General features: G+C 42.6%; 16 protein-coding genes. 4 read left to right on the top strand and 12 right to left on the bottom strand.

What is annotated here, in order from left to right; genetic code table 11:
- Positions 1-5: 5 nt before the first annotated feature.
- From ABWV45_RS11690 to ABWV45_RS11665, 6 genes are all read right to left on the bottom strand, one after another.
- Positions 6-950: a 5-oxoprolinase subunit C family protein gene (locus ABWV45_RS11690; protein WP_353351839.1), complete on the bottom strand. Its 945-nt coding sequence runs from the start codon at positions 948-950 to the stop codon at positions 6-8.
- Positions 947-1,648, bottom strand: coding sequence for a 5-oxoprolinase subunit PxpB (pxpB, locus tag ABWV45_RS11685; protein WP_353351837.1), 702 nt, complete (start codon positions 1,646-1,648; stop codon positions 947-949). Before pxpB ends, ABWV45_RS11690 begins: the two co-directional genes overlap by 4 nt.
- A gap of 1 nt (position 1,649) precedes the next feature.
- The gene (locus tag ABWV45_RS11680; protein WP_353351835.1) at positions 1,650-2,387 is read right to left on the bottom strand and encodes a 5-oxoprolinase subunit PxpA; all 738 of its coding nucleotides are present in this window, start codon (positions 2,385-2,387) and stop codon (positions 1,650-1,652) included.
- A gap of 9 nt (positions 2,388-2,396) precedes the next feature.
- Entirely contained in the window at positions 2,397-3,185 is a 789-nt protein-coding gene (locus tag ABWV45_RS11675) for a putative hydro-lyase (protein WP_353351833.1), read from the bottom strand.
- A gap of 239 nt (positions 3,186-3,424) precedes the next feature.
- Entirely contained in the window at positions 3,425-5,425 is a 2,001-nt protein-coding gene (locus tag ABWV45_RS11670; RefSeq protein ID WP_353351831.1) for a M48 family metalloprotease, read from the bottom strand.
- A 23-nt stretch (positions 5,426-5,448) separates the two neighbouring features.
- Complete coding sequence (locus ABWV45_RS11665) at positions 5,449-6,042, bottom strand: LemA family protein (RefSeq protein ID WP_353351829.1); 594 nt, start codon at positions 6,040-6,042, stop codon at positions 5,449-5,451.
- 187 nt (positions 6,043-6,229) lie between these two features.
- On the opposite strand from ABWV45_RS11665, the gene ABWV45_RS11660 reads away from it, so the two are divergent.
- Both ABWV45_RS11660 and ABWV45_RS11655 read left to right on the top strand, forming a co-directional pair.
- The gene (locus tag ABWV45_RS11660; protein ID WP_353351827.1) at positions 6,230-6,784 is read left to right on the top strand and encodes a DinB family protein; all 555 of its coding nucleotides are present in this window, start codon (positions 6,230-6,232) and stop codon (positions 6,782-6,784) included.
- Between the two features lie 57 nt (positions 6,785-6,841).
- Positions 6,842-7,867 (top strand): hypothetical protein, encoded by a 1,026-nt coding sequence (locus ABWV45_RS11655; RefSeq protein WP_353351826.1) that lies wholly within the window; start codon positions 6,842-6,844, stop codon positions 7,865-7,867.
- 250 nt (positions 7,868-8,117) lie between these two features.
- On the opposite strand, the gene glyA is transcribed toward ABWV45_RS11655, so the two are convergent.
- Positions 8,118-9,380 (bottom strand): serine hydroxymethyltransferase, encoded by a 1,263-nt coding sequence (glyA, locus tag ABWV45_RS11650; RefSeq protein ID WP_353351824.1) that lies wholly within the window; start codon positions 9,378-9,380, stop codon positions 8,118-8,120.
- A 169-nt stretch (positions 9,381-9,549) separates the two neighbouring features.
- Positions 9,550-13,764: an EAL domain-containing protein gene (locus ABWV45_RS11645; protein ID WP_353351822.1), complete on the bottom strand. Its 4,215-nt coding sequence runs from the start codon at positions 13,762-13,764 to the stop codon at positions 9,550-9,552.
- A gap of 93 nt (positions 13,765-13,857) precedes the next feature.
- On the opposite strand from ABWV45_RS11645, the gene ettA reads away from it, so the two are divergent.
- A complete protein-coding gene (gene ettA, locus ABWV45_RS11640; protein ID WP_353351820.1) occupies positions 13,858-15,522 on the top strand; it encodes an energy-dependent translational throttle protein EttA in 1,665 nt (554 codons plus the stop codon).
- Between the two features lie 31 nt (positions 15,523-15,553).
- Positions 15,554-15,922 carry a PilZ domain-containing protein gene (locus tag ABWV45_RS11635; RefSeq protein ID WP_353351819.1) on the top strand — a complete coding sequence of 123 codons (369 nt, stop codon included), beginning with the start codon at positions 15,554-15,556 and terminating at the stop codon, positions 15,920-15,922.
- Between the two features lie 573 nt (positions 15,923-16,495).
- On the opposite strand, the gene radA is transcribed toward ABWV45_RS11635, so the two are convergent.
- From radA to ABWV45_RS11615, 4 genes are all read right to left on the bottom strand, one after another.
- Entirely contained in the window at positions 16,496-17,860 is a 1,365-nt protein-coding gene (gene radA / locus ABWV45_RS11630; RefSeq protein ID WP_353351817.1) for a DNA repair protein RadA, read from the bottom strand.
- Between the two features lie 143 nt (positions 17,861-18,003).
- The gene (gene nhaA, locus ABWV45_RS11625; RefSeq protein WP_353351815.1) at positions 18,004-19,188 is read right to left on the bottom strand and encodes a Na+/H+ antiporter NhaA; all 1,185 of its coding nucleotides are present in this window, start codon (positions 19,186-19,188) and stop codon (positions 18,004-18,006) included.
- Between the two features lie 145 nt (positions 19,189-19,333).
- The gene (hemE, locus tag ABWV45_RS11620) at positions 19,334-20,401 is read right to left on the bottom strand and encodes a uroporphyrinogen decarboxylase (protein ID WP_353351813.1); all 1,068 of its coding nucleotides are present in this window, start codon (positions 20,399-20,401) and stop codon (positions 19,334-19,336) included.
- Between the two features lie 56 nt (positions 20,402-20,457).
- Positions 20,458-22,884, bottom strand: coding sequence for a hypothetical protein (locus tag ABWV45_RS11615; RefSeq protein ID WP_353351811.1), 2,427 nt, complete (start codon positions 22,882-22,884; stop codon positions 20,458-20,460).
- Between the last annotated feature and the right edge of the window lie 39 nt (positions 22,885-22,923).

Genomic DNA, 22,923 nt, shown 5'->3' with positions numbered 1-22,923 from the left:
ACGACTTACGTCAATGAAATTAAAGTTTGTTGTGCGTATTTATATTTTTCTAACGTTAATAGATTGTGAGCATGATCGATGGTGATGGGTTCAAACTTCACTTTGCCACCACTACTCAACTGTGCAAGCTTGGCAATATCCAAAGACAATACAGAACCAATTTTTGGATAACCACCAATGGTTTGCCTGTCGTTCATAAGTACAATAGGTTGCCCGTCTTTAGGAATTTGAACCGCACCAAGACAAATGCCTTCCGATAAAATACCTTCAATATCACACTGAATGTTAGGGCCCGTTAAGCGATAACCCATGCGATCACATAAATCACTCACAGTATATTCATGATAAAAAAACATGCGCTGCTGATGACGAGAAAAGTGATGTTCTTGGTATCCGGGTATCAATCTCAGTGTTACGTGAGTTTCATATATAGGCTGAGCATGTTCAGGTAAGGCAAAACGGTTATTGCTAACTGAGCTAGCGTGCAACGGCAATATATCCCCAACTTGTAAAGCTTGACCATTTAAACCACCAATGCCCTCTCTCAATACGGTACTGGTACTGCAAAACTGCGGCTCAATTTTTAAGCCCGAAGCAAACGCTAAATAGATGCGACAGCCTTGCGTGGCATAACCTAATTCAACCATGTCTTGTTTTTTTAGGTTTAACGTTTGCCATTGAGGTTGAATTTTGCCATTCACTTTTACATCAACTTTTGCGCCCGTAACCGCTAACTGTGTATCACAATAGGTTCTAAACTTAATGCCACCCACCGTGGTTTCAATGGCACTGGCGTACTCATCATTACCCACTAACCGATTAGCCCACTTAAACGCAACAGGGTCCAAAGGCCCTCCTGTGGTTAGACCAATGTGGTGCTGTCCAAAACGTCCAGCGTCTTGAATCAAACTTAAAATGCCCGACTGAATGATCTCTATAGTAGACGTCATTTCAATGCCTCCCACGCTGAAACGTCCCCATTGAGTTCTAAAAAATCTTGCTTAGAAATGGCAAAAAATTGAACACGGTCCCCAGCTTTTAGCGGCATGGTCGGCTCGCCTTTAGGATCAAACATGGCAATTGGGCATGCGCCAATGAGATTCCACCCGCCTGGGCTGCTGGCGGGGTAGACCGCTGTTTGCCTATCGGCAATGGCGACGGCCCCTTTAGGTACTTTTTTTCTAGGAGTGGCTAAGCGAGGTGTGGCAATTCGTTGATCGGTTTCACCTAAGTATGCAAAACCCGGTGCAAAGCCAATGGCATATACCTGATAGGTTTGTGCTTGGTGTATTTCAATAACTTGCTCAGTGGTAAGATTATTTTTTTGTGCAATGGCATTTAAATCAAGGGAAACTTCTTCGCCATAATATACAGGGATGCGCACCACATTTTCTTCAATGCCAATACTGGCATTCTCGCCAGTGATATACGCTTGGCGAATAAGTTGCCGGATAAATAAATGATCGGTTTTTAAGGCGTCAAAAATAACCAGCAAAGATGCATAACTTGGCACTAAATCAATAATGGTTTCACCCATATAGGATTTGAGTTGCTCTGTGGTGTGCTGAATGCGCGCCGAGGTCACTTCACTTACTGAATCAGAAAAATACACAATCAACGCATTTTCACCGGCCACATGAATTTGCATGTTATTCGCCTTTGATCAAACGTTTGATTTCGCTGATGGCTTGTACACCTTCTAAATTATCACCATGTACACATAAAGAGTCCGCTTTTATACTAAATGTATTACCACTGACGGTTGTAATCATTCCTTGCTCATTAAGTTGCTTCACCTGTGCTAGCATTTTTTCTTTTGTGTGTACCGCACCGGATTTAGAACGAGCTAACAATTTCCCATCATCGTCATAACAACGGTCTGCAAAGGCTTCAAATATTAATTCAACACCTAACTGTTTGGCTTCTGTTTCATGTAGAGGTGCCTCTTGTGTGGCTTGCAGCATAAGTTTGACGGGGCGGTGGTACATGGCGACCGCTTGCATAATAGCTCGGCGCACATCTGCTTTTGCCATCATGTCGTTATACAGTGCACCATGGGGTTTGACATATTCCATGGTGACATCTTGGCTTTTTGCCATGCCATCCAATGCACTCATTTGATATAAAACAAAGCTGGTAATTTCATCGTGCGAGCAATTCATAGAACGCCGACCAAACCCCACTAAATCAGGGTACGCAGGATGTGCACCAATGCTCACATTATGCTGTTTAGCCAATGCGATGGTGCGCATCATCACCATTGGGTCTCCCCCATGAAAGCCACAAGCAATGTTGGCTTGGTCAATATGTGGGAACACGTCTTCGTCGAGACCCATTTTCCATGAGCCAAAACTTTCGCCTAAGTCACAATTTAATAGTAACGGCATGTTCACTCCTTAGAAGATGGCCAATTTAGAATTAGGGATATCACTAACCACCATATGGCCCGGAGAATGAGTGATGCAAAATTCCGGACGAGCAGACATAATGGCCGCTTGCGGTGTCACGCCACAGGCGGTAAATACCGGCACTTCACCTTGTTTAATCGTAACCGCATCGCCGTAATCTGGTTGATTAATATCGTCAATGCCAATGGCCGCCGGATCACCAAAGTGAATAGGCGCACCGTGTACCGATGGAAAACGACTGCAAATTTGAATCATACGAATGGCATCTTTGGGGCTGAACGGACGCATACTCACCACCATATTTCCATTAAAACGTCCAGCCGGTTTACATGGAATATTCGTGTTATACATGGGTACGTTTTTTTGCTCGCTTATGTTTCTTACTTCTAAGCCATCGGCCAGTAATGCCTCTTCAAAACTAAACGAGCAACCTAATAAAAACGTCACTAAGTCATCGCGCCATATATTGGTTATATCGGTGACTTCTTCTACCAAAGCACCATTACGCCAGATACGATACTTAGGCACATCGCTGCGTATATCGAAGTCTGAGGCAATTTCACTAAGGAATGTATCGCCAGGATTGGCTGCCATGGCAATCACCGGACACGGTTTGGGATTCAACTGGCAAAACTGCAAAAACTCATGGGCCCACGCTTTAGGCAAAATGGCCACGTTGCATTGCACAAACCCAGCACACAGGCCGGATGTGTTCTGAACGAACTCACCACTGCGAATCTGTTGGCGTAGTTGTACTGGTGTCATCTGTGTGGCCATGCCACACCCCCTTAGCAATAAATCTGAAACGATGTTTATGTTTCAATTTGTAGCATTCTGGATAATACAGTCAAGTGATTCCATATAACCAAAGAGGTATTGGGAAATTTTTTTTGACCAAGTGTCATGAAAAACCGCATTTAAAACGCAACACAAGAAATACTCATACGCGCTGTGTATTAATAGTAAATCTGCATTAGAAGTGCTTTTTTAACGCAGCGTTTTCGACCACAGGCGTTTTATACGGCTTTTGGTAATAAAGGCATAGGACACGCCATCACCAAACTCATAAGCCTTAATGTTTCGTATTCCCCATGATGAACAATGCCATCGTGCAAAACGATATCACCACATACATCCATTAAAGAACGCTTAAGCATAGGCGCAAGTGACTTTAACTTTTTAAGTGTTGTGTATAAGTCTTTCGCTTTGATTTGATCTTTTTCTAACCACGCAGCAGGCTTAAGCCCTAACACATCCAGCATTCTGCCTTGTAAGGCTTGTTTCTCGCTTTCGTCGCCGCCAGAGTGATGAATTAAACTACACACTACGATATTCAGTTCATGGGCCACTAGCTGCATTTTTTTAATAGAATGTGCTGAGCGCTTAAATGAATCCCCTTCAAAACTTTGCTTCAACAATGTATATAAGCTGATTTCAAATAGCGTGAGCTTGCCATCCCATTTTGCTAACTTTAGCACCACAGCCAGCAGCTTTTTCTTCTCGTCATCGGCTAAAGTTTTTAATACTGGCAACATAAGTTCTACCAGTGGTAACGCCAAGCGTTTAGGTGTGCCCTGACTGATCAGTAATAAATTCGTTAACAAGTCTTTTGATTGAGGGAAATACTTCAAAATAAACGCCAATTGCGCTTTTTTTATGGCCGCATCATTCTCTAACAATAAAAACAATAATGTGATTTGAGTTTTATGAGGGTCATACAGGGCATTGCGAAACTCAGGGGGCATTTCATTATGCAGGGACATGGCATAAGCCAGATTTTCTGGGTTAAACTCCCCTACCACTTCACTTAAGTTTTCAGTGGCAACCTGCTGGAAACCACTCACCCCTTGAATAACTTGTGAAAATTGTGGCTCGCTTTGTTTTTTAATGACCTCGCGTTCTTCTTTGCGTTTTCGCACCTTGATGCGTTTTAAAAATGTATCATCAATAGCGTTAATGCGCTTTTCTAACGGCGGGTGAGTGGCAAACCATGTATATTTTTTTGTCCCACTAATACACATATGGCTAATTTCATCAGCCCTTGAATTTCTCAATTGCCCTTGATGTGAGTTCTCGAAAATAACATTTAACGCACTGGCCAGTGCTTGCGGGTTACGGGTAAATTGTACAGAAGAAGCATCGGCTAAATATTCACGTTTTCGGCTAATAGCGGTTCGAATCAAACTGCCAAATAACGAACCCACATAACCTAAAATAAAAATAGGGATGGCAATCAATACAACTGGCACAATGGTTTCACGGTGCTTACGACTTATGCCTGATAACGAATCAAACTTAGGTATGGGCTCATGTCTTTCTGTAGAGAATAAACGATTATTAGTAGGATACCCTTTATGGCGCCGATGCCGATCTGTCATCATAAATCGACCAATTTCTGATACCCATACAAAACCTGCAATAAGCACTAACAAACGAATGTTAACTTGATTGTCACCATGCAAAATATGACTAAACTCATGGCCAACTACCGCCTGTAACTCTTCCCGATTCATGCTATTTATTAAGCCACGAGTCACAACAAGTGCGGTGTCTTCAATGGTGTAACCTGCCACAAATGCATTAATCGCGGATTCGTTATCTAATACATAAATACTCGGCGTCATGATGCCCGATGCAATGGCCATTTCTTCTACAACGTTTATAAGCTTTTGCTCTTTTTCATCTTTAGATGCAAACCCAAGAGAGCGGGCACCTATTTTAATGGCTAAACCATTACCACCCTTGCGTAATTCAAACCAGCGACTAATGCAGCCAATGCTAATAATAAAAACCGAAACTAAGCTCGTCACAAATCCTGCCCAGCTTAATTGCCAATTAACAAAATTTTCTAATGTGATCTTGCCCGACATGTAAAAGTGTCCGGCGTGATTAGATTCATAGACAATAAATAATAAGCCATTCACTAAAATGACAAATACAAAACAGATAAGCAGAAACAACAAAAGCAGCCGTTGACTGGCTGCTTTTGCTTGAGCTTGATGTTCAAAAAAATCCATATTACAACACCAAATATGACAAGTTAGCTAAAGTTTACGCTAACAGGCTTTTGAATGGCCTTGTCTTTGAATTTTAATAAGTTTGCCTCTTTAAAGGTGAAAGCATTCGCGATCATATTACTCGGGAAGGACTCACGGTAATTATTGTAATCCATCACTGAATCATTAAACGCTTGGCGGGCAAACCCGATACGGTTTTCGGTAGAGCTTAGCTCTTCCATTAATTGCTGGAAGTGAGCATCGGCTTTTAATTCAGGATAGGATTCACTTAGTGCAAACAACTTACTCATCATGCCACCAAGCATTTCTTCCGCCCCATTTAAGGCGCTCACATCTAATTGTCCATTCCCACTGGTGGCTTGCAAGCCTTTCAAAATTGCACTGGCTTCGTTACGAGCTGTAATCACCGCCTCTAAGGTTTCGCGCTCATGCTTGGCATAACCTTTAGCGGTTTCTACCAAATTAGGGATCAAGTCATAACGGCGCTGTAGCTGAATATCAATTTGAGAAAACGCGTTTTTATGACGGTTACGCAACGTGACCAAACGGTTGTACATCATCACCACATACAACACCGCAGCAATAATGACACCCCAAGTAATTAATGTGCTATCCATTGTTCTTATCCTTCTGATAGTGATAAATAACAGCTTACCATGGCTGAAATGGACGGGGTAGTCATCCACATCACCTCTATAGCCTTTTTGTGAAATAACGTTCAAACATAAATGCGACAAAAAAGGCCATTGATTTGAGCCAATGGACAGCTTATAGTTTGAACACTTTATGCTCTCAAGGAACGAGATGAACTGCCTGCAACATTTCCGCACCCTTGCCAAATACAACGCTCGCATGAATCAGCAAGTGATTTCGGCTGCTTCTCAGTTATCCCACGAGCAACTCATGGAAGATCGCGGCGCGTTTTTTAAGTCCATCCTCGGTACGTTAAATCACATATTGGTGGGCGATTTAATTTGGCTGAGACGTTTTGCCGCCTACCCTAGACAAGAATCTAAATTCAAACACTTAAATACATTATCCGATTTCCCTGAGATTAGCGGGTTAGGTCAAATTATTTATCCAGATTTTGACGAATATAAAACTGCACGGTTATCGTTGGATGTGATTATTACGAATTGGATCAATGAAGAATTAACTGAAACCGATTTAGATAGCACCTTCACCTACCAAAACATGAAAGACGAAAGCCATGACAAGAACTTTGGTGAAGTGCTTTCCCATTTATTTAATCACCAAACCCACCACCGTGGTCAGGTATCCACTTTGTTATCGCAACAAGGAATTGATATTGGCGTAACGGATTATTTGGTGGATATAAAACAACTTATAGCGTTATAAATATATTTATAAATACTTATGATAAAAAATATGACTTCAAGATTCACAATTGTACTAATGAGTGTATTAATTACACCCTATTCACTCTCAAATACAATTACTCCCGAAGAGTTCAACAATATTTGGAATTTAGGCAATAAATTTCGGTTACTTAGACACCAGTCTACTGTAATAAATCCTAACAATCCTAACTTTAAACAATCAGGGCTGTCGATTAGCTATTATGAAACCAGCAATACTTTTGAAGTGCAAGAAAACACAGGGTTACTTGATGCCAAAATTGCAAGTTTTAAAGGCGATTATTACGGAAAATACGCTTTTATAGATATTGGATCAATGGATATCCGCGAGTTACAAACAAGTAAAAACAGCAATTTAAATCACTCACAATATACACGTATTATGTCCGGTGTTCGCTACAATGAATTACCCAACGTAGGGATTACAGCTGGAATTTTAATTACAACGATACCCTTATTAAACTCTCAAGATCAATTCATTTTCGGGGAACAGGACGATACGATAGATACCTTTATTGCAGCTTCAGCTTTCGGTTTCCAACTCATGGCTAGCACAGTTAAAGATGAGGATATTTATGTAGAAACTTCATCATATGATAATACTTTCTTTGATATAGGTTTAAGCTTACAACGTAGTAAAATACATAATATCTCAAATAACGCCAAGAAATATAAAACAGAATATGTCGCTGATTTTTATATTGATGGAAACTGCAGTCCTTTTTTATGGAATATTCAACCTACTTGCAACTTCGGCCTAAAAAGACGTGAAACTTATAACGACAATTCACAAGGCTGGAGCCTTTATGTAACGCGACCTCTATATAGTATTGTATTAAACACTTTCGATGAAGAAACTAATTTACGGAACAAACGTTATGGTTACTCTTTCGAAGTTGGAATAAACAGCCTTCCAAAAGCTAAGCAGGATAATCCAGAAAAGAAAAGCATCAATCTTTCTAAATTAACATTCGGAGTTCACATGAATAACGGTGCTAATCAGCTTTTTGAAGTTCAAGATGATTTAATGATCGGTTTCAATTTTAGAATGGAATTTCTATAATTCTAATGGGTGTTCCTTCGCGAATTCATCCTAACAATAAAAACCGCGATTTTTTTCTAAATCGCGGTTTTTTTTTGTACCTTCGATAAACCTACAAGCGTTATCGAAGAAGCTAGAACAAGGCAAAAAAGAAATTTGGTTTAGGAGTTTAGTAGTCTTAAATGACTGAGCCAAATTTCTTTTTTAACGCCGTTATAGCGAGAGCCTGCCCCGCGAGCGAAGCGAGTGCTTTGGGCATGCAGATAGCTTGTTACGAGTAAACCGGTAAGGTCGCGCAAAGCGCCTTAACTTTTTCGCGTACCGTCGCCGTCACATCATCTTTATTGCCATTCTCTAGGCTATCTAGCACATCACAGATCCAGCCTGTTAATTCACGTGCTTGCTCTTCTTTAAAACCACGAGACGTAATCGCTGGAGTACCGATACGAAGTCCTGAGGTTACAAACGGAGAACGTGGGTCATTTGGCACCGCGTTTTTGTTTACTGTGATGTAGGCTTCGCCTAGGGCTGCGTCTGCGTCTTTACCTGTGTATTCCTTGCCGATTAAATCCACTAAGAATAAGTGGTCGTCAGTGCCGCCAGATACCACGTTGATGCCGCGAGAGATGAATACTTCAGCCATGGCTTGAGCATTTTTAACCACTTGGGCTTGGTAGGCTTTGTATTCGTCTGACATGGCTTCTTTAAAGCACACCGCTTTTGCCGCGATTACGTGCATTAATGGGCCACCTTGGGATTCAGGGAATACCGCAAAGTTAAGCTTTTTGTTTAGCTCTTCATCTTCTTTGGCTAGGATCAAACCACCACGTGGGCCACGTAGGGTTTTGTGAGTAGTGGTGGTCACCACGTCAGCAATACCAACTGGTGATGGGTATACGCCAGCGGCCACTAGGCCTGCAATGTGGGCCATATCAACAAAAAGGTAAGCATCTACTTTGTCGGCGATGTCGCGGAAACGCTGCCAATCAACCACACGGCTATAGGCGGAGAAACCTGCAATCACCATTTTTGGCTTGTGCTCAAGGGCTAGACGCTCAACTTCGTCGTAATCAATTTCACCTGTTTCAGCGTTTAGACCGTATTGAACCGCATTGTAGATACGACCAGAGAACGATACAGCAGCACCGTGAGTTAAGTGACCACCGTGGGCTAGACTCATGCCTAGAATAGTATCACCCGGCTTACATAGGGCCATGTAGACCGCTGCATTGGCTTGTGAGCCAGAATGAGGCTGTACGTTGGCATATGGTGCGCCAAATAGCTCTTTAGCGCGATCAATGGCCAATTGCTCAACCACATCTACGTGTTCACAACCGCCGTAGTAACGCTTACCTGGATAACCTTCAGCGTATTTGTTAGTCAATTGGCTGCCTTGGGCTTCCATCACGCGAGGACTGGTGTAGTTTTCAGATGCAATTAGCTCAATGTGATGCTCTTGACGCACATCTTCCGCTTGCATGGCTTCCCATAGTGCTGGATCAAAATCCGCAATGTTCATATCTTTTTTGAACATAATCGTCCCCGTAATTCGGTTAAATGATAAAGCTGGTGAGTCTCAGACTAGCCCATTTTGACCAATCTAAGAGGAATTTGCGCGCATTGTACATCAAGTGCCCAGAACAGGCACTTGAAACGGCATCAAGCAGGCAAGAGATTTACTCATATTCAGTACACAGGCAGAGTTAATCTAATAAGGCTTCTTGCTCGGTATCTAAGAAATCATGGGCCAAAATATCTGCCGCCACCGGGTAACTGTACATATAGCCTTGTACTTTATGACAACCCACTTGTTGTAAAAAATGCTGCTGAGCTTCTACTTCAACCCCCTCCGCAATCACACCTAGCCCTAGGTTATTGGCCATAGCAACGATAGTACGAGTGATTTGTGCATCTTCTAGGTTATCCGGCAGATTACGAATAAAGCTCTTATCAATTTTTAGGTTATTCACAGGGAACTGTTTTAAATAGCTTAATGATGAGTAACCAGTACCAAAATCGTCGATTGATACTTGAAAGCCCATTGAACGAGCTTCATTAAGCACCGCAAGAGTTCGGTCAACGTCATCCATTAAAATACTTTCCGTCAATTCTAATTCAATAAGTTCTGGGTCAACCCCTGTTTCATCTACAATTCGACAAATGCGATCAAGCATATGGGCATCTTTAAATTGTCGAGCACTTAAGTTGACCGATAATTTTGGTACTAAAAACCCTGCATCTTGCCAGTCAATAATTTGCTCACACGCGGTGCGCAAAACCCATTCGCCAATAGGTACAATGAGCCCTGTTTCTTCAATTACATCCATAAAGGTGTCTGGGCCTACGATGCCATATTCAGGCCGTCTCCAGCGTATTAACGATTCGATACCGCAAATTTTATTTTCGATGGTGTCCCACTGGGCTTGATAAAATAACTCGAACTCATTACGTCTAAGAGCCAGATGTAAATTGTTTTCTAATTCTAAGCGTTCCATGGCGTGTATATTCATGTTTTCTGCATAAAACTGAACGTTGTTTTTTCCCATAGCCTTGGCGTGATACATGGCGGTATCGGCATTTTTAAGCAAGTCCATGCCTGTTTCAGCATGCTCTGGAAATATTGCTACGCCAATACTACAACTTAAATACAATTGACGATCTTCAATTTTAAATGGCAGAACCAATTGTTTTAATATGCGCTCAGATACTTCAAGGGATTCGAGTAATGCATCATCACCATCTCTCATACCCGACATGATGACAGTAAATTCATCACCACCAATGCGTGCCACTAAATCTTTAGGTCGAATAGCGCTACTTAAGCGATTTGCCACTTGCTTTAACACTTGATCGCCTACCGGATGCCCCATGCTGTCATTAATGGGTTTGAAGCGATCAAGATCAATAAACAATAATGCGATCACTTGTTTTTTGTTAAGCATTAATTTTTCAAGGGTTTCATGCATTTGTGAGCGGTTTGGCAAACCAGTTAAGCCATCGAAATACGCAAGTCGTTCGATGCGCGCCTCTGTGATTTTTTTCTCAGCTATATCTGATGAAATAATAATATGGCTTTGTACTTTGCCATCTTCTGTTTTTAATGCGGTGATACCAGTCCAGCTTGGGCGTACTTCTCGGCGACTATTTATGTAGTGCAATTCACCTTGCCAGTAACCGAATTTTTTTAAAGACGACTGCACATTTAAAACCACTTCTTTGTTAATAGACGAAGGTGCTAAAAAGCTTGTGGGCTTTTTATTTAGCGCTTCAATCTCTTGAAAACCACTAATGCTTAAAAAGGCTTTATTTACCCGAGAAATTTTTCCGTTTGCTTCGGTAACAATGATAGATTCAGAGGTGTTTTCAAATACTTCTGCGGCGGTACGGGCTTCTCTTTCAATTTGACGTTTTTGCGTAACATCACGGCCAGTTGCGAGTATGCCTTCAATTTCGTTGGATTCATTGCGTAAAATACTACTCTGAATTTCCAATATCATGGGGTCATCGGTATTACTCTTAGCATTTACATCAAACGTTCTAACTGCTCTTGGGTCACGTCGTCCTGTTAGTGCTTGGTTTAAATCGATCCTTAGAACGGAATTCATAAACTGATGGCTTTTTTGCAATAGTACAAATTCTAAACCGTGTGTTAAAACGGAAAATGAATTAAAGCCCAAAACTCGCGTAACCGAAGTACTGATATAGGTTAACTGCAAATCTAAATCTAGCGTGAATACAATATCAGACATCCCTTCTGTTAATAGTCGATATCGGCGCTCACTTTGTAAGAGTTGAGTTTTGGCTTGTTCCTCTTGGGTTATATCCCTTGCTAGGCCAACGTAATAACCAAAGCTTTTTTCTCCACTGGATGTGAAAATGGTATTCCTAAAACGTACGACTCGCCAACTACCATCACTATGGCGAAGTCTGGCGTTGGTTTCGTATACTTTGCCGGGCTTATGTTCTTTTAATTTTGAAATTAATGGATCAATACTTAATAAATCTTCGTGATGCAATAAACTACGCCAATCTTTAATATTCTCAATCTGTTCTTGAGAATATCCCAGTAGCTCACCGATATGACGATTATTGTAAACACTTTGTTTTGTCTCAATATCATTAACATAAACAATATCCGGCAGGGTTTCGATAACACTTGACCAAAAATGCTCGCTTTCTTTCAGCGCATTTTCAGCAATTATGCGATCGTTAATATTAATAAAACAAAATAGCGCTTGATCTTTACCCACCGTATCCAAGGTGCCGTTTAATAAATAATGATGATCTTTGCCATCTAACGATTTAAAAATAATCTCGGTACTAAATCTCGATTTGTTTTCATTAATTTTTTGAGCTATATCGAGCATTAAATCTTTATTATATAACTTAAATAGTTCGCTTATTTTACCTAATATTTCACGTTTATTTGAGCCGCTATATATGGACAGTGCCGCATCATTAATGTCGATCAAATGGAACGAGGCTCTTAAGTAGGCAAAGGAATCTGGGTTGTCCTGTACATATTCTCGAACAGTTTGGCCTTTTAAATGTTCCAACCAACGCCTTACTAACGATATATCCACATGCCACATACCAATACCACTGCCGTTGTATAACGCACGGTAACGTGAACGACTAATATTAAGTAAATCGCGGTCTGCAGCTTGTCGACTGACATCTCTCATCACCCATATAATGAGTGAATCTTTATCATCAGCCTTGGAGAAATGTCGGGTGACCTCTAATGTGACAAGCCTGCCTTGTATATCCACCAGCATTTCACCTTGTTGATCCACGGGATTAATCAGCGGATCAGAGTCATCTAAACACCATGGCAAACCCTGATATGGAAATACTTGTTCAATGGGTTTTCCAATCGCATTATCTAACGTGGTACCATTAAGCCACGGCTCAGCCGAATGATTACAAAAGACAATGCAACCATTTTGTAACGTAGTAACCACCACTTCATCAATACAATCTAGCGCTTGTTCCGCTCTTTGTGATTTACGCTGAGAACGCGCTACTTTAATGCCGGTTTCACTTTGTATTCGACGTATCACTCTAAGTGCTAAAAACGCCAGCAAGAAATATAAAGCCACAAAAAAAACTTTAGGCAGTACTAAATTAATGATTTCTGTACGCAGAAAATCTGGCCGCTCTACTGCCACCACTTCCCATGGGGTTCCGGTTACGGATTCATTACTCAAAATTTTATACTGATAATCTTTAAGCGCAGTTGGACGCTCAAGTCCTACAAAATCTTCAGCCGATAAAATGATATTGCCATTGCGCACGTCAACCATAACTAATCGAAAACTACCAAAATTATCTGTTCGAATAATTGAGTTATAAATACTGATCTGACGGCTAACCACTAACTTGAAGGGTATGTGCAGATAATGCTGTAAGTCATATATAAAATGGACACCGCCGTTGCCATTTTTGGCATTAGCGAATAAATCAATATTACCTTTAAAGTCTTTGTTTTGGTTATTCAAAAATGACATTAACGGCGTTTCTTGATGTGTAAACTGCTGCGTTGTGTGTTTATCAATAACTTCTAGTTGTTCATTAAGCAACATGTAGCCACTGTAACCTAGCAGTGTCTCTGATAATTCTTTTGTCATCAGATCCAAGCTCACTGACGCTTTTGGTGCCACTGTAAGCTGTTTTATTTGATCCTCATACTTGGTGATGATGGGTGGTATACTGTTTTTTTGTGCATAAACACTGTTCGAAGTTTGCATCGCTAAGCTCGATAGCGTGTTTTTCATTAAAAATTGACGATTTTCCAATCCCGTTTCAAATTGGATGTAAAACGATACAAACTGAATAGCTACTAAGAACAAAAAAAAGGCGACCAACAATAAGATGACGGAATCTTTTTTTATTTTTATCAATCGATCAACTAACATGTTTTCCATACCTAGTTTGCGTTTAGCCGCTGAATGAATTAATTTGCGGCTATTTCTAGCATCAGACCTAATAACAAAGGCTAATGACACCCTATGGCTCAATACGTATATACCATGAACCGAGTGGGGAAAGTTGTCCCCCCTAAACGCGAAATTCTGAAAGATATCTCTTTATCATTCTTTCCTGGCGCAAAAATCGGCGTTTTAGGCTTAAATGGCGCGGGTAAATCTACTTTACTGCGCATTATGGCTGGGGTCGATACCGAATTTAACGGTGAAGCACGCCCACAGCCGGATATTCAAATTGGTTACCTACCGCAAGAGCCTGAATTAGACCCAAATAAAGATGTACGCGGTAACGTGCAAGACGGCCTTCGTGAATTATTTGATGCAATGGCCGAGCTGGATCAAGTATACGCGGATTATGCTGACCCTGAGGCTGATTTTGATAAACTGGCTAAAAAACAAGGCCGGTTAGAAGCCATTATTGAAGCCAATGATGGTCATAACATTGATAACATCATGGAACGTGCCGCCGAAGCATTACGCTTACCCTCTTGGGAAGCAGATGTTACCAAACTTTCCGGTGGTGAACGCCGTCGTGTTGCCCTGTGTCGCTTACTATTAAGTAAACCCGATATGCTGCTTTTAGACGAACCTACCAACCACTTGGATGCACAATCTGTTGCTTGGTTAGAGCGTTTCTTGGAAGATTATCCGGGGACAGTTGTGGCGATTACCCATGACCGTTACTTCCTAGATAACTGTGCAGAGTGGATTCTAGAGTTGGACCGTGGTCACGGTATTCCATTTGAAGGCAACTACACCAGTTGGTTAGAACAAAAAGAAGCCCGCTTAGAGCAAGAGAAAAAATCACAATCTGCTTTAGACCGTACCATCAAACACGAACTAGAATGGGTGCGCTCTAACCCTAAAGCTCGTCAGGCTAAAAGCAAAGCCCGTTTAGCCCGCTTTGATGAACTAAACAGCCAAGAAACCCAAAAACGAAATGAAACCAACGAGATCTTTATTCCACCGGGTGAACGTCTTGGGGATTTAGTCGTGGATTTCGAAGGAGTGAGCAAAAGCTTTGGTGATCAATTATTAATTGACAATTTTAGCGCTAAGATTCCAGCAGGGGCCATTGTCGGTGTAATCGGTGCCAACGGTGCCGGTAAATCCACCTTATTTAGGATGGTAGCAGGGGTTGAGCAACCAGACAGCGGCGACATTAAAATCGGCTCCACCGTAAAAACAGCGTTTGTCGAACAATTACGCGATCAGCTTCAAGACGAGCAAACCGTATGGGAATGCATCAGTGGCGGCCATGATATGCTGCAAATTGGCAACTACGAAACCAGTTCTCGTGCCTATTGTGGTCGTTTTAACTTTAAAGGTAACGACCAACAAAAACGAGTGGGGGAGCTATCCGGTGGTGAGCGTGGTCGCTTACAATTAGCGTGCGTACTAAAACAAGGGGCTAATATGCTGTTATTGGATGAACCATCCAACGACTTAGACGTAGAAACCCTTCGCGCCCTAGAAGAAGCTCTGCTGAGCTTCCCAGGCTGTGCTATTGTTATTTCACATGATAGGTGGTTTTTAGACCGTATTGCCACCCACATTCTTGCATATGAAGGTGAAAGCCAACTGTACTTTATGGAAGGTAATTACCAAGACTATATGGAAGATAGAAAGCGTCGCTTTGGTGCTGAGGCCGACCAGCCAAAACGCATTAAATATAAACGCTTAAGCTAACGGGGAGCAGGCTCCTCGTTGAGGAGCCCCTATGTCCGAACACAGAAACTTTACCCGTGTTGCTTTTGATGCGGATACCTCTGTCAGTCAAGGTAACCACAAATGGCCAGTAGAACTCATTGATGTGAGTTTAAATGGTGTTTTGTTTAAACAACCTGAAGTATGGAATATTCATCCGGGTAACCCCTTGGTGATCAGTATTCACTTAGCTGACCGTACCCATATAAAAATGGAAGCTCGCCTTGTTCACATTACCCCAAAGTTTGTGGGCTGCAAATGCATCCACATTGACCTTGATAGCATTACCTTGCTTAAGCGTTTAATTGAACTGAATGTGGGCTCTGATGAGTTTTTAGAGCGTGAGCTGACGGCGTTGATTTCGGAGCATGGAGAAGATTAAATAATCTCCAGCGCTTGGGAAATATGCTCTACGGCTATCACTTGCATGCCTTCTATTCCGCCTTTGGGGATATTCGCTTTGGGCGCAATGACTCTTATAAAGCCAGTGGCTTGAGAGTGCGGCCTCTTTTAAATCAATACGCTAAATAATTTCCAACGCTTGGGAAATATGCTCTACCGCTATCACTTGCATGCCTTCTATTCCGCCTTTGGGGATATTCGCTTTGGGCGCAATGGCTCTTATAAAGCCGGTGACTTGAGAGCGCGGCCTCTTTTAACCAATACGCTAAATAATCTCCAGCGCTTGGGAAATATGCTCTACCGCTATCACTTGCATGCCTTCTATTCCGCCTTTGGGGATATTCGCTTTGGGTGCAATGACTCTTATAAAGCCAGTGACTTGAGAGCGCGGCCTCTTTTAACCAATACGCTAAATAATCTCCAGCGCTTGGGAAATATGCTCTACCGCCATCACTTGCATGCCTTCTATTCCGCCTTTGGGGATATTCGCTTTGGGCGCAATGGCTCTTATAAAGCCGGTGACTTGAGAGCGCGGCCTCTTTTAACCAATACGCTAAATAATCTCCAGCGCTTGGGAAATATGCTCTACCGCCATCACTTGCATGCCTTCTATTCCGCCTTTGGGGATATTCGCTTTGGGCGCGATGGCCCTTTTAAATCCATGCTTAGCGGCCTCTTTTAACCTTTCTTGGCCGCTGGGTACAGGGCGAATTTCACCGGACAGACCCACCTCTCCAAACACCACCATGTCTTGGGGTAATGGGTTATCTCGAAAGCTCGATAACACTGAAAGCAATAACGCTAAATCAGCCGAGGTTTCGCTGACGCGCACTCCCCCTACCACATTGATATATACATCTTGGTCACCGCAATGAATTCCTCCGTGGCGATGCATTACCGCTAACAACATGCTTAAGCGGTTTTGATCCAACCCTACAGCTACCCGTTTAGGGTGCCCAAAATGGCTTTCATCCACTAACGCTTGAATCTCTACTAAGATGGGCCGAGTACCTTCCCACACCACCATAACAATAGACCCGCTAACGGGCTTTTCGGAACGACTTAGGAAAATAGAACTGGGGTTTTTCACTTCTTTAAGGCCCGTTTCCATCATGGCAAATACACCTAATTCGTTTACCGCTCCAAAACGGTTTTTAATGCCTCTAAGGGTGCGAAAACGGTTATCACTATCCCCTTCTAACATGATGGAACAATCAATCATGTGCTCAAGCACCTTAGGCCCAGCTAGTGACCCATCTTTGGTAACATGGCCCACTAAAAATAAAACCGTATCACTTTGTTTAGCAAAACGGGTCAGTAGGGCAGCACTCTCGCGTACCTGTGTCACACTTCCCGGTGCCGATTCCACCCCCGGTGTATGCATCACTTGTATGGAATCAATCACCATGACTTTGGGCGTGTGGTTTTTGGCAATGGAGACAATTTGCTCCACATCGGTTTCAGTCAGCATTTGTAATTTATCAGTGGGCAAATTTAATCGCTGGGCACGCATGGCCACCTGCTGTAATGACTCTTCACCGGTTATGTATAAGACTGACATGTGCTGCGCTAAATAACACATGGTCTGCAGCAGCAAAGTGGATTTACCTGCACCCGGATGACCACCAATTAAGTTCACTGAACCGGGCACTAAACCACCACCTAGCACCCGATCAAATTCTGCCATACCAGAGCTAAATCGCGGCAATGCATCCAGAGATACTTCATCTAATTTAACAATTTTATTTAAACCACTTCCGCCCCCTGCATAACCTTCACGTACAGAGGCAGACTTAGAAGCCGACACGGTAAATTCTTGTAAGGTGTTCCATTGATTACAAGCACTACATTGACCTTGCCACTTACTGTGATCAGCCCCGCAGTCACTGCAGACATAGGCTACTTTACGTTTGGCCATGCTGGCTCCTTAATTTTTATTTTATTGTACCCATGAATACACAAGGCCAAAACAGTAACGTTAAAAACAAATATTTATAAACTAAAACGCCGCTTCAAAAGCTTTGAAACGGCGAATGTACTATCATTTTTAACGACAAAAAGTTAAACAGATTGCTTATTTTTTGAAAAGTATTTAATCCAAATAACAGCCCAAACTGCAGACAGCACTGAGCCCACAATAATACCTAATCGGTCTTGATTAAAGTTATCCTGACCTGTTTGATCAAATGCTAAACCACCAATAAATAAACTCATGGTAAAACCCACACCACTTAAAATAGCAATGCCGTAAACTTGAGACCAACTTACCCCTTGCGGGAAAGACCCCAGTTTTAATTTAATGCCCAGCCACACCATGCTCATGACACCCAACTGCTTACCAAGGAACAAGCCCAATACAATACCCAGTGGAATACCATGGGTTAGATCTGAAAAGCTTAAACCACTTAAAGAAAGGCCAGCGTTGGCAAACGCAAAAATGGGTAGAATCAAAAAGCTCACTGGTGAATGTAAATCATGTTCTAATTCATACAACGGGCGGGTAGTTTGACCATCCCAATCAATCCCTTTCATTGGAATAAACAAGGCCAGTACCACACCGGCTAAGGTGGCGTGAACACCGGATTTCAACAAGGCGACCCACATGATGCCACCAATAAAAAGATACGCGGCCTTACTGACCACACCAGAACGATTCATCATAAACAATACAGCGATACAGCCCGCTGTCACATATAGCGCTAATGCAGATAAGTTGTCGGTATAAAAAAGTGCAATCACAATGATGGCCCCAAGGTCATCAAATATTGCTAAACTCACTAAAAATATTTTAAGTGCCGCTGGCACCTGACTGCCCAGTAACATGACAATACCTAGTGCGAAGGCAATGTCGGTGGCCATAGGTATAGCCCAACCTTGAATAGCCAGTTCATCGCCCCAGTTCAGGTACGTATAAATGACCGCGGGACCAACCATGCCTCCGATCGCCGCCAATGCCGGTAAGGCAATTTTTTGCGGAGTATCAAGATCACCAATTAATACTTCTCGTTTAAGTTCAAGACCCACTAACAAAAAGAATATGGCCATTAATCCATCGTTTATCCATAGCAACAACGGTTTTGCAATAACGAACTCTTCCACTGCAACGGTTAATTTTGTGGTGAGAAGCTGTTCATAAAGCCAGCTAAAAGGGGAGTTAGCGACAATAACCGCTAACGCGGCTGCGACCATGAGCAATAAGCCACTGGCTGCGTCCATTTTCATAAATCGACGTAAAGATTCGAGCATTAGCTATCCCTAAAAATAAATACATATCATTGACAATAATTATGACGCAAAGAGCCCTAAGTTCAAAGATATGTAGGGCTGAAGGCAAAAAGAAAAAACGGCTTTAAGGTTACCCCTAAAGCCGCTATTTGAAACCGTTTACACACTACTTATGGTATGGCGGGCTCAACTCAACCACAGCTTCAATAAATGCCTTAGCATGCTCTGGATCCACAAACTGATGAATACCATGACCTAAGTTGAATATGTGTCCAGACCCTTCACCATAAGCCGCTAAAATAGAGGCCACTTCCTCACGAATACGCTCAGGTTTTGCGTACAACACACTTGGGTCCATATTCCCCTGCAACGTCACTTGATCACCCACACGACGACGAGCATTACCAATATCCGTTGTCCAATCGAGACCTAACGCATCGCAACCAGTATCAGCCATCATTTCAAGCCACTGTCCAGCGCCCTTGGTGAACAAGATAACAGGCACTTTGCGACCTTCATGCTCACGAATCAACCCGTCCACAATTTGCTGCATATATTTAAGCGAAAACTCTTGATAAGCCCCGTGACTTAACACACCACCCCAAGTATCGAAAATCTGCACCGCTTGTGCACCTGCTTGAATTTGGGCGTTCAAATAATCAATCACTGACAAGGCTAACTTGTTAAGCAGTTCATGCATGACTTCTGGCTGGCTATACATCATAGCCTTTACATGACGGAAATCTTTACTGCTGCCCCCTTCAACCATGTAAGTGGCGAGTGTCCACGGTGACCCAGAAAAACCAATTAAAGGTACTCTCCCGTTAAGCTCATGACGAATAGTGGATACCGCTTTTGTCACATAAGATAAGTCACTGGCTGTATTCACAATTGGTAGTGCGGCTACATCTTCTTCTGTGCGTACTACTTTTTTAAATTTTGGGCCTTCACCTGTTTCAAAGTACAGACCCAAATTCATTGCATCAGGAATGGTTAGAATGTCACTGAACAAGATCGCCGCATCTAAACCTGGGTAGCGATCTAATGGCTGTAATGTTACCTCACAGGCAAACTCATGGTTCATGCAAAGATCCATGAACGAACCCGCAGTCGCACGGCTTGCGCGATATTCAGGCAAATAACGGCCCGCTTGGCGCATCATCCAAATAGGCGTGCGATCCACAGGTTGCTTCAATAAAGCGCGAAGAAAACGATCATTTTTTAATTCAGTCATACTTTCCAACAAAAACAAAACGCCCCGAAGGGCGTAAAAATTAAAAACAATTTATGTTAATCGGTTACGGTAAAGTTACCTAAAAGATAAGTTGTAAAATCACTACCCGCCGGTACAAAATAATTGATCTCTAAGCCACCGTTTATGACATCTTGTACGCCATCTGGGCTAATTGTCAGATCAACAATCGTGGTTTGGCTTGAATCATTCACAGAAACCGTGGCCGACGAGGCGTCACTTGATAATACGGCTCCAGCACCACCGGAAGGGGTGACAGTACCCAGTGTGCCGTTTGTCAGTCTAATCTGCACTGTGGCATTTTCTGGTAAACCTAGATTACAACGATTTTTGATTTTCACCGTGTAAGTTTCAGTACCACCTCGAACATTTACACTTGTTTCCGAGAAGCTATTTTTAAACAAGTATGGACTATATCCAATAAGGTCTACATCTAATATTCCACCTATTATGGTGCCAGAATCAACCGTTGTAACTGAAATGCCAACAGTTCCAAGACCTGTTGTATTTTCAATTTCATCCGCGCGAATAATATTCGCGGTAATCAGATGGCCTCGAGAATTCAAGTAATCATATACTTGCTCATCCGTTAAATTCGCCGTGCCATTACGTAATGGCCAAGTGCTTGCTGGGTGAATACTTCCAACATCTCCCGTACCAGAAGAACTATTGATTTTGGTCTCATCAAGTGCCAACACAATAGTAGAGCCTGAAGGTAAATGATTACGGCGAGAGCTAGAATCTGCTACACGCCACGCTACATCTTGCCCGCCTGCATCAAAACTACCATCGACACACGTCAATACGTTATCAGTATCGTAACGCCCAAGCGTCGAATCCCAGCCGAATGGCCCTTCAATAAAGGCGCTATTGCCCTGTGACATCTGAATACGCACACTTCCCACTAAGTCAATTTGTTCAGCACAGTGGCCACCAGCAAAGGCTGCATCACTGCAGTTAACACCTTGATATAAAGAAGATGGGGCTTCGTCTAATTCGCCGCTGTTATTGCTGTCTATAAACTCCTCTAAGAAGTTAACATCACCCCCGCCTTCTGCAGGAGTGCCATTTGAATCCACAAATACACGGTAATGATCAGGATTCCAGCCAAACTCCGCAGCACCGTCTCCGTCAAGATCAACATTTGGCTGATAATCCCCTGCGGTTTCGAAGGTTCCACTACCATTAGCATCAATGTAGCTTTCGCCATAAGTGGTGAACACCTCACCAAGGTCAAACAAACCATTGCTATTTGCATCTTGGAAATCACTTTGCCCGCGAGTAAATCCAACAATGGTCAGATAACCATCCACAGGACGAGGGTTACTGCTTTGCCATTGCACATTACAAACACCATCTGCCGTTTCACAACTAGGCGTTATTAAACCACCACTGGCTCTAAAATAAACTCGTGTACCATCAATCACAGGGTTTTGGTTGTGGTCACCCACTCGAACTGATAAATCCACCGTAGCACCATCTACTGACCAAGCACTTGGATTAAACGGAGTGGCAGATAAACTAAAACTGTTTTGATCGCCCAAACTGGTTGCCATAGTAATGGGGATAGACATAGTCGTGATGGTATCTAACACCGTACCTGCAGTATTAGTGATATCGATCAATGCCTTCACTCTAACATTACCAGCTGCTGCCCCTGCATTTAAGATAACATTTACAGTGCCATCAGCACTGGTGATCGCTTCTTCAAGTGAAAGGGAAGCGCCACCATACAAATGATCCAGTTCAAAGCGTACCGTACGATCAGGCATTGGATTTCCAGAGCGATCTAACACTTGGAAGGCAACCGTGCTCAATGAAGGCACATCACCTGTACCATAGCCACTTAACGCAATTAGGCTTGGTGTTGCTGACACAAATTGAATTGCGCCAATTTCCGCTGCTTGAATAGTAATAGTGGTACGAGCTGTAGCTTGGTCATTGGTATCCGCTTCGCCCTCTACAAAAATAGCCACTGTATCAGTGACACCAAACTCTTTACCACAGCCTTTATCGGTGTAGGTCACAGTTGCACTACCAGAGGCTTTTATGGACTCAGGTGCAATTGTTGCTAAACCTTGCTCAACACAAGTAGAAACAAACGATACTTCCCTTAATCCAAAAAACTGAGCATTGCCGTTCTCTGGATCGACGATATCAACAGTTATTGTGGTACTACCACTGGCCGATAGTGATTCATTGTCACTAAGCCCTGTTTCAGCTGTACCTTGGGTAAACGCTGTACCCACTAACACGCCAAGTGCTACGGCAACCTCATCTTCAGTTAACTCATCGGGTGTATCATCACCGCTACCATCGTCTCCGCTGTCATCGTCGTCCGTAGTATCTTCTTCTGTGCCAGGGTCGCTTTTGGTAAAGTTATTACTACTGGAGTCAGAGCCCCCACAAGCGGTTAAAAATGAGAGTAGAACCAGCATGGCCCACATTATTATTGTATTTTTCATGGTGATCCCTGTTGTTTTTGTTTGCTCGCTTCTCGCGGT

The organism is Oceaniserpentilla sp. 4NH20-0058, from assembly GCF_040371755.1.
Taxonomy (GTDB): Bacteria; Pseudomonadota; Gammaproteobacteria; order Pseudomonadales; family Oceanobacteraceae; genus Bermanella.
The sequence above is the reverse complement of the archived record's forward strand: the minus strand, read 5'-3'. Positions and strand labels throughout refer to the sequence as shown.